This is a genomic window from Staphylococcus caledonicus, from assembly GCF_016238465.1.
GTDB classification, from domain to species: domain Bacteria; phylum Bacillota; class Bacilli; order Staphylococcales; family Staphylococcaceae; genus Staphylococcus; species Staphylococcus caledonicus.
Genome location: NZ_JABTXV010000002.1, coordinates 99,521 through 110,989, shown reverse-complemented (window position 1 = coordinate 110,989; position 11,469 = coordinate 99,521). Strand labels below are relative to the sequence as shown.

The 11,469-nt window shown below is 34.8% G+C and carries 8 protein-coding genes; 5 read left to right on the top strand and 3 right to left on the bottom strand.

Annotated features, from left to right (window positions below):
• Positions 1-21: 21 nt before the first annotated feature.
• From HS848_RS07235 to HS848_RS07225, 3 genes are all read right to left on the bottom strand, one after another.
• Positions 22-1,596, bottom strand: a complete 1,575-nt coding sequence (locus HS848_RS07235; protein ID WP_198611792.1) for a YfcC family protein — start codon at positions 1,594-1,596, stop codon at positions 22-24.
• 344 nt (positions 1,597-1,940) lie between these two features.
• On the bottom strand, positions 1,941-3,986 hold the full coding sequence (locus HS848_RS07230; RefSeq protein ID WP_332871287.1) for a hypothetical protein: 2,046 nt from the start codon (positions 3,984-3,986) through the stop codon (positions 1,941-1,943).
• Positions 3,987-4,102: 116 nt separating this feature from the next.
• Positions 4,103-4,714: a metallophosphoesterase gene (locus HS848_RS07225; protein ID WP_198611791.1), complete on the bottom strand. Its 612-nt coding sequence runs from the start codon at positions 4,712-4,714 to the stop codon at positions 4,103-4,105.
• A gap of 150 nt (positions 4,715-4,864) precedes the next feature.
• Here HS848_RS07225 and HS848_RS07220 point away from each other — a divergent pair, with 150 nt between their 5' ends.
• The 5 genes from HS848_RS07220 (at position 4,865) to HS848_RS07200 (ending at position 11,433) form a co-directional block, all read left to right on the top strand.
• Entirely contained in the window at positions 4,865-5,743 is an 879-nt protein-coding gene (locus tag HS848_RS07220; protein ID WP_198611790.1) for a LysR family transcriptional regulator, read from the top strand.
• A 348-nt stretch (positions 5,744-6,091) separates the two neighbouring features.
• Complete coding sequence (locus tag HS848_RS07215) at positions 6,092-6,262, top strand: hypothetical protein (RefSeq protein ID WP_198611789.1); 171 nt, start codon at positions 6,092-6,094, stop codon at positions 6,260-6,262.
• Positions 6,263-6,552: 290 nt separating this feature from the next.
• The gene (locus HS848_RS07210; RefSeq protein WP_198611788.1) at positions 6,553-9,510 is read left to right on the top strand and encodes an MMPL family transporter; all 2,958 of its coding nucleotides are present in this window, start codon (positions 6,553-6,555) and stop codon (positions 9,508-9,510) included.
• A gap of 23 nt (positions 9,511-9,533) precedes the next feature.
• A complete protein-coding gene (locus HS848_RS07205) occupies positions 9,534-10,478 on the top strand; it encodes a glycine betaine ABC transporter substrate-binding protein (protein ID WP_198611787.1) in 945 nt (314 codons plus the stop codon).
• A 385-nt stretch (positions 10,479-10,863) separates the two neighbouring features.
• The gene (locus HS848_RS07200; RefSeq protein ID WP_198611786.1) at positions 10,864-11,433 is read left to right on the top strand and encodes a TetR/AcrR family transcriptional regulator; all 570 of its coding nucleotides are present in this window, start codon (positions 10,864-10,866) and stop codon (positions 11,431-11,433) included.
• The last annotated feature ends 36 nt before the right edge of the window (positions 11,434-11,469 follow it).

Here is an 11,469-nt window from a genome sequence, read left to right as displayed (position 1 = left end):
TAAGAGAGAATCTTAGTTTGTTTATGAATAAATTAAAACTTGCGTGATTAACATACCGCCACCAAAGACGAGCACGAAGACGACGATAGGCCATACGAATTTCAACCAATGTGAATATTTCATATCCAACATTTGTAACGTCGCCATAATTAAGCCAGTTGGAGCTAAGAATAGCATCGCATATTGACCGAATTGATAAGCCGTTACAATAACGAATCTTGGAATACCTACCGTATCAGCAAGTGGCGCAAAGATTGGCATTGATAGTACAGCCAAACCTGATGATGACGGAATAATAAAGCCTAGGAAGAAGAAGATAATTAATAAGATGATAATAAAGATTGGACCACTTACACCTTGTACGAGTGATGATGAGAAGTTCAAGATGGTATCTGAAATAAGTCCATCGTTCATAATCATATTAATTCCACGCGCTAAACCAATGATAAGTGATACCCCTACTAAGCTTGAAGCCCCATTTACGAAGGCATCTACTACTGCTTTTTCACCAATACCATTCTTACCTAATGCGACAATCAACATAATGACGATTGTGAAGGCTAAGAACATTGAAGCCATGACTGGGAACCACCAGCCTTGAGTCATAACGCCCCACACCATAATTGGAAATGGTAAGACGAATAGAAGTAAAATAATTTTTTTCTGTAAGGTAAATGGACTTTCTTCGCCATTATTATTAATAACAGACCATTGATTTTCAAATTTATCTTTATCTTCAATTGTATAAGATGCATTTGAGTCTTTTTTAATACGTTTAGCATACCAATATAGATATCCCACAGTGAAGATAGTTGCGATGACTAACCCTGCAATTCTCCAATACAATCCATCAACAAACGTTGTCCCTGCTGCATTAGAAGCAATAACTACTGAGAAAGGATTGACTGTTGAAAATGTACTACCGACCGAACTTGCAAGGAAGATAGAACCTACACAAATAATTGAATCATAGCCCATCGCAATGAAGATAGGCACCAGTACGGGATAGAATGCGACGGCTTCTTCTTCAATACCGCAAAGCGTACCCCCTAACACCATTAAGACTGATACTAGAAAGACTAGTAAAAATTCATGACCTTTTGTCTTTTTAGTTAGTGCTAGTAGTCCAGATTCAAATGAACCACTCGTTTGTACTACACCAATCAAACCACCAAGTACTAAAATGAAAACCATGACATCGACCGCTTCAATCGTACCGTTCACCATACTTGATGTAATTTGATCAGGTCCAGCTGGATTTTGTTCTAAACGCTCATATGTATCTGGGATAGAAATAGTTTTATTAATCGCACCTGACTTAAATTGGTCGACATCGATTTTAACACCTAATTTATCTAATTGTTCTTGCGTCCCAGGTACAGTTTTTGAATGTTGATGCGCATCCACAATTTTAAATTCTTGTGCCCCTGAATCATATGATAACTTTGAATACGCTCCGGCAGGAATTAACCATGTAGCAATGACAGCAACGATGGTCAAAATGAATAAAATTGTAAACGCACCAGGCATTTTAAAATTGAATCGTTTTTTACGACCTGTCACAGCTGTGTTAGAAATTTCTTCAGAATATGCCATATATTTCATCTCCTTTTTCTATTTTTGAAAATATATCACGCATTTAAAATGCATAAATTCTGGGTAGTTGTTTATAGCTAACATTTGCTACTATTTTATTTATCATTACTAGTGTATGTCTAATGTGGTTTACATTCAATATCAATACAAAATAAAGTATAAATATTCTGAAGGAAATTATAAACTTTTCACATAAATTTAAGAATCATTGAGAGAAATTTCACTTCTTATTTTGCGTTCTTTATGTAATCGGTTACCTGATTACAAGCACTCTTTTCAATAAGAAAAAAGTAGATAATTGAGTGATGCATACTCGATAATTATCTACTTCTTAATTGTATTATTTAATTATTTGAATGATGACGGCGTTTGCGATGTCCTATCCAAATAAATGTACTACCAATCAATACTAGAATTGTGGCAATAGGTAACGCTGATTTCTTAACTAGTTCACCTGTAGCTGGTAATGAAAGATTACCATCGTCATCAAATAGTCCACTCAACAGACCACCATCACTATCTAAGTTTCCAAGTGACAGCCCCTGTACAGGATCTGGAATATCCGGAATATTATCTAATAAACTATCCCCTGAATTTAGACTGCCTAGTAGACTACCTCCAGTAAGATTGCTTAATAAATCTGAACCTTGAGGTAAAGTGGTTGATTGGTGTGAATTACCTGAGATACAGTCCATCAATGACGGGCGTTGTGTGATTGGCGCTAAAATATAATCTAAGTTATTTTTAGCTTGGCCTAAGCGTTGTTGAAGACCTAGTAAATCATTCGCTTTACCATTTAATGTGTTTTTCACTAACGCTAACATGTCTGCTTTTCCAGTTTGTGCTTGCATAATAATATCAGCAAGCGCATGTGCTTTGGCTTGATTTAATTTAGTTGCTAATAAAGTTTCTATCGTTTGTTTAGGATTAGATGAATGTTCTAATACATCTTTTAAAATATCATCTGACGTCATTGAGGCATGCGTTTTATATTCATCTTTTAAGCGATTGACCAGCTCAGAAGTTGATAAATTTTCATTAGCTAAACGTTGCGCGATAGTTGTTGCTTCGCCATTACCTAATCTCGTAGACAATAATGTTTTTAAAAGCTTTTCTTTATCCGTTGTCTGGTCAAACATTGATGTTAAGATGTCGTCACCTGTGGTAGTTGTCAGTCCGTCTAACCGTTGCATCAGTTGGTCAGTGATTTGTTTATCAGACATACCTTTAGTATTCATATCTTTTAAGATGTGTTGCGCTTCATTTTTACTGAAAATGTCCCCAACTATATCTGCCACAGTGGCTTGCTTATTTGAAGTATGATTTAAGCGATCAAGAATAGCCTCGCGATTACTTTTTACGTTATTACGGACAGTCGTGATATCTTGTTCAATATGATGTTTCTGTGTTGAAGATAAGTCTTGGTTATCATTCACGTGTTGACGCAAGTGTCTTAATTGTTCAAGTTTACGGTCAGTATAACGTTGCGTTGCTTCATTAGATTTGTCTTCAATTTCAGTAATTGCCTGGTCGATTTTTTCAGGTGCCGTTAATTTATCTTGAAGAGGGTCTTTATGTTGAATAGCACTTGTCTCTTTTTGTTGAGATTGAGTTGATTTATTAGCTTTGTCCAAGCTATTCAACATACTTTCAGTAGAATGGTGGCTATCCGCTTCTTCTACTTTATCTTTAATAGAAGTTTCTAGTTCAGAACTTGCTTTTTCTTCAGTGGTAGATGTAGCTGTGTTTTGCTTACCCTGGTCAACTTCGTCTTTTAGATTATCTAATTCGTCTAACACAGAAGTTGCATCATCCTTATTCAAGCGAGAAGCTTCACTAGCCTCAGTAGTTGGTTGTTCTTTTGAAATCTCAGCCGTATCGTTCGAATCTTCTTCAGATGTTGTGGCATTATTTTGTTGATGGGTATCAACCTTTTCAGAAAAAGCATTCAAATCTTTTATCATTTCATCTAATTTGGTAGAAGTTGCTTGGTCATTATTCAAGTCTGCATTCTTATTGTTAGATGAATGTTCGACGCTATGATCTCTCATTTCTTGAGTAGATAAACGGTCTTCTTCTTTAGCATCTGTGATGATGTGCTTAATTTCATCCTGACTTTGTGCATCTTCAATATCCTCTTGATAACTGCGCAGTTCAGTAGCATTTAAATTATGTAGTCGGTTAATTTCTACTTTTGCCTTAGCCATCGCTTTATCTAATTCACGTTGAACAGATGTTACATGTTCCGAAACATCGGTATTGTTTTCTTTCGTTTGCGCAAAAGCATCTTTTGTAAATCCATAACCTACTAGTGATCCACTTAATAATACCGCTGAACATGACGCTTTGACGTATAAGTTTAATTTAGACATTCGCGTATTATCTTTCAATCATGTCACCCTTTTTGATTAATATTTCCCTACATTATATAACATTTATTGTAAAACTTATACGCTTTATCTTTGAAAATTAAGAACCTATACGCCACTTGAGAACATGCTAATACTTATAGTTTTAGACGTTTACAATTTACTTTTTTAATATCTGTTACATTTACCGAATATTGATATTGATTTGTTAAGTCTATAAGTGATAAATATTTGTCATGCCCTGCACCTGTGTCGATATCTAAGATGTTTTTCTTCCTATATAATTCATCAATTTTTAAACCAAGACGATAGTTTGGCACATGGCCATGTATTAAAAGCTTATTTTTAGGCACATTAGTATTCAATTCATGGTTATAATGGCCAGTAGTATATTCTTTAATTTGTTTACTTAAAGGTTTACTCGTATCTATCCCAGCATGCGCAAAAATATAATCGCCTATAACTTCTACAGTAGATAGTTCTCTTAAAAATGTATGCCAACGTTTAACCTTCTTATCTTTACTTTCTAGCCAACGCATCTCATGGTTACCAGCTAAAGCTAGTGCGCCTTTACGTTTTAATCTCTTTACCAGTTTTAACGTTCCAAATGAATCAGGCCCATTATTCACGTAATCTCCTACTAATATCAGTTGATCTTTTCTAGCATTATATTTCGCCTTTTTCAAAAGCGTGATAAGTGCTTTCCGATGACCATGAATATCAGAAACCACTAGTAGCCTGTCCTTCATTTCACTCTCTCCTAACTTTTAGTTATCACTTACCTCTTATGTAAAAAAACACTCATTAACTAACTCTAAACAAAATATTAACGTCTCCTTAACCTTTTCTATTTATGATAAAGATAGTATAGACAAATTTAATTTTTGGGGAATCAATTTATGAATACAAAGCAAATGCTTATTTTTAAACACTTTGTAGAAATACAAAACGAAAACGCAGTTGCCGATAAACTCGGCATTACGCAACCTACCGTAACGTTTCATCTTAAAAACTTAAACAAAGAATTTGGATTGTCCTTATATTTTAAAAAGGGCAAACATTTTAATCTCACAGAAGCTGGGGAACTGTTATACCATAATACCAACAAGGTTTTGAACCTTATGGAAGAAACGACAGATATGATGGAAGAGTTTAAACAATCTAAACGTGGCACTCTAAGAATCGGTGCTTCTCATGCGCCGATATATAGCATCCTGCCCTCAGCCTTCAAAAACTACATGCATGAACATCCAAATATCGATATTGACTTAACCGTTGAGACTGCGCCTATAATTATAGAGAAAGTTAAAAACAGAAAGATAGATATCGCTATTATTTCTGAAAAGGGATTTAATGAAAATGAAATTCAGACTAAAAGGTTACAAGAAAATCCTTTAGTACTCGCAATGGACAAACGTCATCCATTAGCCCAACAAGACAAAATCTCTTTAGACGATCTACAAGACTATCGCTTTATCATACATAATAGTGGCTCTACTCGAGAAAGTATCGATGAATGGCGGAAAAATAACTTTGTTAATTTAGATGTTCACATGGAATCAAATAGTATTAGTAGTATTTTAACAACGATTAAAGATTCAAATTATTTAACTTTAGTGAGCGCTAGCGTGTTATATCATCATCCAAATATTATTGCTAAGGCGCTACCTTATGCGCCATCAGCCGGTCATATATCATTATTATATCGTAACGACAGACATCTAACACCTATCATTGAGGACTTTATCACCCTGATTGATACACATACGTATTATTAATTTCATTTCATATAGCGACGAAATTGAGTCACGGATACAAGTTATTCATTTCTCAATCTCCTCGCTTTTCAATTTCATCAAACTACCGCAATATCCCTTTTATTATCATTAAACTCTTTCTAAATCTTCCTTATAAGCAACCTGTAAGTTTAATTTTTAAATTAACTTTATAAAATATTAATATTCTATAAAGTTAATTAATAAATCATCGATAAAAATATAACAATTTTACAATATATTAATATAACTCTATAAAAATAGTTAGGTAGATAATATAATAGGTATGAAAGCTCATACATACGAAATAATTTAACAATTATGCAACTATTGATTAAGGAGGCTATGTTGATGCTCGTTCTAGCAATCATTTTATTATTGATTGGCTTGATTTTGATTGGTACTAGTAGATTCGTTGCCTATCAACATGATGATATTGACCTCAGAGAAAAGATCTATATTCCCGGCGTTATTCTCGTCTTAGTCGGTGCTATATTACTTATAGGTTATTTCGTCAACTAACCACATACATATTTATTTTCAGGTAAAGTCTTTAGTAACTTACCTGTTTTTTTGTAAATTCTTCTCAAATCTTCTTTTTAAATCCAACAAAACTCTTAAAGTGTCGCATTTTCCAACGTCATAAAACTTTTAATGGTACCAAACAAGGGTATAACTTGTTACATTAGCAAATGTAACATTAAAATACGCTTATCTTTTCGTAGTTGGATTTATATATTATCTGCTCACATCTCATCAACACTACATCCATATGTTAGGCGTTCAAAATTTAATAAATAGGAGGAAATGTCTTGGCAAAGCTATTATACAAATTAGGAAAATTTATAGCTAAGAACAAATGGCTTAGTGTCATTGGATGGCTTGTCATTCTAGGTGTGATTATTACCCCGTTAATGATTAGTGCGCCTAAGTTTGATAGTGACATTACAATGAATGGTCTTAAATCATTAGACACGAACGATAAAATCAGTAAAGAATTCCATCAGGATAGTGAAAAAGCCTCGATGAAACTCGTCTTCCACTCCAATAGAGAAGATGGACTTACAAAAGACGATACTAAGAAAGATATTGAAGATGCATTAGATAACATCAAACAAAAAGATGATTATATCCAAAACATCTCAAGTCCTTATGATAGTGGACAAGTAAATGATGAAGGCGATACAGCCATCGCAAACATTAGCTATGTCGTCCCTCAAACAGGCTTGAAAGACTCATCTGAACAAACAATTGATAAAGAATTAAAAGATGTAAAAGATAACCACAACGTACAGATTGAAAAAACACAAGGTGGCGCAATGAATGCTGAACCTGGTGGCGTTTCAGAAATCGTTGGTATTGTAGTAGCATTCGTTATCTTACTTATTACGTTCGGCTCACTTATTGCGGCAGGTATGCCAATTATTAGTGCCATCATCGGCCTAGGCTCAAGTGTTGGTATCATCGCATTACTAACTTATATCTTTGATATTCCAAACTTCACATTAACTTTAGCCGTGATGATTGGATTAGCCGTAGGTATCGACTACTCCCTCTTTATTCTATTTAGATATAAAGAACTTAAGAAAAAAGGCGTCGATACAATTGAAGCAATTGCGACAGCTGTAGGAACTGCTGGTAGTGCCGTTATCTTTGCCGGCCTTACCGTAATGATTGCCGTTTGCGGATTATCATTAGTAGGTATCGACTTCTTAGCAGTTATGGGATTTGCCTCAGCAATCAGTGTATTATTCGCTGTATTAGCAGCATTAACTTTATTACCTGCATTGATTAGCATCTTCCATAAAAGTATTAAAATTAAAGACAAACCAACAAAAAGTAAAGATCCTAAAGATCATCCTTGGGCAAAATTCATTGTTGGTAAACCAATTATCGCAGTTATCGTCAGCTTGCTTATCTTAATCCTAGCAGCTATTCCGGTAAGCAGTATGCGTTTAGGTATCCCTGATGATAGCTTGAAACCAGTCGATTCATCAGCACATAAAGCATATAACTTAATCTCAGATAACTTTGGCGAAGGTTACAACGGACAAATTGTAATGTTAGTTAACACGAAAGATGGCGGTAGTAAAGACGATATCAATCGTGACTTAAGTAATATGCGCAGTGACTTAGAAGATTTAGACAACGTTGACACAGTGTCAAAAGCACGTCTAAACGATAATAACAACTACGCATTATTTACAATCATTCCTGACAAAGGACCAAACGCTCAATCAACTGAAAACTTAGTATATGACTTACGTGATTACCACAGCCAAGCTCAAGAAAAATATAATTTCGACTCAGAAATTTCTGGTCAAAGTGTAATCAACATTGATATGTCAGAAAAACTTAACAACGCAATCCCAGTATTCGCTGGCGTAATCGTTGTATTAGCATTCATATTATTAATGGTAGTCTTCCGTTCAATCTTAGTACCATTAAAAGCCGTACTCGGATTCATCCTATCATTAATGGCAACATTAGGATTCACAACACTTGTCATGCAACATGGTTTCTTAAGTGGTCTATTCGGTATCAGTAACACAGGCCCATTACTCGCCTTCCTACCAGTAATTACTATCGGATTGCTGTTCGGACTTGCGATCGACTACGAACTATTCTTAATGACTCGTGTACACGAAGAATACAGTAAAACAGGCGACAACGACCACTCAATTAGAGTTGGTATCAAAGAAAGTGGCCCAGTCATCGTCGCAGCAGCACTTATCATGTTCAGCGTATTCATTGCCTTCGTCTTCCAAGATGACAGCGCAATTAAATCAATGGGTATCGCACTCGGATTCGGCGTACTATTCGACGCATTCGTTGTACGTATGACATTAATCCCAGCCCTAACTAAACTATTCGGTAAAGCATCATGGTACCTACCTAAATGGTTAGGCGCAGTATTACCAAACGTTGACGTTGAAGGTCAAGCCCTAGAAGAAGATAATCACGATTCTTCTGCTTCTAGAAAAGGTCATGAAGATGCACGTTACAGAGAATTCACTAGCCCAGATCAACACAGCGCTAGCTATCAAGATGACAGACGTAGCGACAGATACTATGACAATAGACAAAACCAACACCCAGACAACAACTACTACAATGCAGGATATGCAGCAGGCACATACCCTCACGATAACTATCGTGACAACAATCAACGTCCTGAACATTACAACAATGAAGATTACAACCGTTCCGTACGCTTAGATAGCGACCAAGCTCAACCAAATAGACGCTACGACGACCGTCGTGACTACGACCGTCGCGAAGCTAGTCAACGTGACAGAGATGCACAATATCAACAACGCCGCGATGATAATTACCGTTATAATGATTCAGCACGTCGTCCTTATAACAACGAACAATATCATGCTCGCCCATCTTATGGACAACCAATGACACCACGCGATGATGTCGATTATGAAACATTGTATACTCAAAACGGCAATAGTTATTATCCTAATGACTATAACCACTATAATAACCAACATGATAACCATGAACGTTATTATCAAGAGGATTGTCGTCATGAAGGTTACGATCGCCAAGACGATAGAAACCATCAACACGAAGATAATTACAATTCTAGTTTCGATAAAACAACAGATTTATATAAAGATTTAACAGATAATGATACTGATCAAGATGTATTATTTAAAGCATTAATGTTATACGCTCGTGAAAACAATAAAGGTATTTACGATAGATATAACCGACAGTCTAATACAAATCGTCACGATGACGAACGCAGAGATTAATTCTAAAAAGGAGGAAATACGTTATGTTTAAACGACGTAGTTCGAAGTTTCTAGGACTACTAGCCACACTTGCCTTAGCCATTGTGCTAAGTGCATGTGGTAATAGTGGTAGCGGTAGTGGCTCATCTGACGAAAGTAAGACGTCACTTGGTAGTAAAGAAATCGAAATTCCATATATCGCAACTGACAACTCTACACCACGCTCTTTAGTAATTGCGGAAGTATTAAAAGATGTTGGATATGATGTAACAACAACACCTGTAACTGCCAGTGGCCCATTATATGCTTCAGTTTCAGAAAGTAAAGATTCATTCCATGCATCAGGTATCTTCCCTACTACTGACAAAAGTTACTACAACCAATTCAAAAGTAACTTAAAAGTTTATGACGATAAACATTTAGTAGATAACGTTAGAGTTGGTTTAGCTGTACCAAAATATGAACAAGATATTGATTCAATTAGCGATTTAAAAAATAAAGACTTTGGTGAATCTGTAGATTGGACAATTCAAGGGACAGACGCTAGAAATGGCGTTATGAAATCAACAAAAGATGAACTTGATAGCGATAATTTAGATAAATATAGCTTGAAAGAAAGTTCTGACCAAGATCAGTTCAAAAAAATCCAAAAAGCTTATAAACAACAACAACCTATCGTCTTTACTGCTATGGAACCAAGTTGGTTTACTAAAGAGTTAGACGCTAAAATGTTGAAAGACCCAGATAATATTTATGGTAATAATGATCAACATATTGATTTAGTATTTAACAGTGACTTCAAAGAACAACATCCAGCTGCATATACTATTGCTACTCGTATTGCTGATGATTGGAGTAAGAAAGACGAAGAAAAATTAGCTAAGAAAATCTTTGTCGACAACGAAAATCCAGAACAAGTTGCAAAAGATTATGTAGATAATAATGACAACAAAGTGGATGAATGGCTAGAAGATATCAATACTAAATAAGTTTTGATATCAAACAATCGGGAGAAATTTTTTAAGGGGCATGCTTGATAAAATAGCATGATAAGAGGTTAAGACATTTAATCATTAATGTCTTGGCCTCTTTTTTATATTCTGTGTTAATTATTTTCAACACTCTCCTTTAGTGTATTTTCAAACTTATTTTAATTTCCTTTCACATATATAAACGTGCCTCAACCACAAATTACTTTTTAAACTCTCACTTTTTTTTATAAAAATTTTTCAACCTACAAAGATTTAATTCAATTGGAATTATAAGCAAATATGATAGAGTAATGTTTATTTTTGGAAATGTACGAATTAATGTGATAAATTACTCTTATTAAGTCAGGCGATCTAATATAAAATTGTATAGGAGAATCAGATTATGCCGACAGCGAATCAAAAACGTATGATTAAACATATTCATGAAACAGTATTTAAGTTATTATACGACTATCATTTTGACGAAATTACTGTTCAAAAAATATGTGAAGTAGCAGAAATTAATCGAAGTACATTTTATCGCTATTTCCAGGATAAGTACGATTTGCTTTATTCTTTAACCAACTTTATCACTCAAAAAATTACTATTACTGAAAATGACTCCGAGGGTATTACTACACCTGAGTCGTTTCAGGAACTTATTTATTACATAGGACAAAATAAAAAGATATTCAAACACTTATTAGTATCTTCTCGACAAGTCGATGTATTTCGTACTTTAACAAACGTCAGTCGGGAAATGATTTTGAATGATACTAGAAAACAAAATGACCCGCTAGCTATAAAAATTCAAAACAGTAAGCATCCTGAAATTATTGCCGATTTTTATAGTAGTGGCGTTATAGAAGTGTTAAGACGCTGGGTGGAAAATGATTACAACTATAGCGTAGAAGAAGTTTTCGAAACATTAAATGATATTTTAGAATCATCATTAACCTCCCCTAATAACTAAAAGCATTCTCACCAACCATTAGTGAGAATGCTTTTT

Excerpts from the sequence above, each read along its gene's own strand:
- HS848_RS07220 (WP_198611790.1), top strand. The coding sequence starts at position 4,865 with ATGAATACAAAGCAAATGCTTATTTTTAAACACTTTGTAGAAATACAA.
- HS848_RS07200 (WP_198611786.1), top strand. The coding sequence starts at position 10,864 with ATGCCGACAGCGAATCAAAAACGTATGATTAAACATATTCATGAAACA.
- HS848_RS07215 (WP_198611789.1), top strand. The coding sequence starts at position 6,092 with ATGCTCGTTCTAGCAATCATTTTATTATTGATTGGCTTGATTTTGATT.
- HS848_RS07205 (WP_198611787.1), top strand. The coding sequence starts at position 9,534 with ATGTTTAAACGACGTAGTTCGAAGTTTCTAGGACTACTAGCCACACTT.
- HS848_RS07235 (WP_198611792.1), bottom strand. The coding sequence starts at position 1,596 with ATGGCATATTCTGAAGAAATTTCTAACACAGCTGTGACAGGTCGTAAA.
- HS848_RS07225 (WP_198611791.1), bottom strand. The coding sequence starts at position 4,714 with ATGAAGGACAGGCTACTAGTGGTTTCTGATATTCATGGTCATCGGAAA.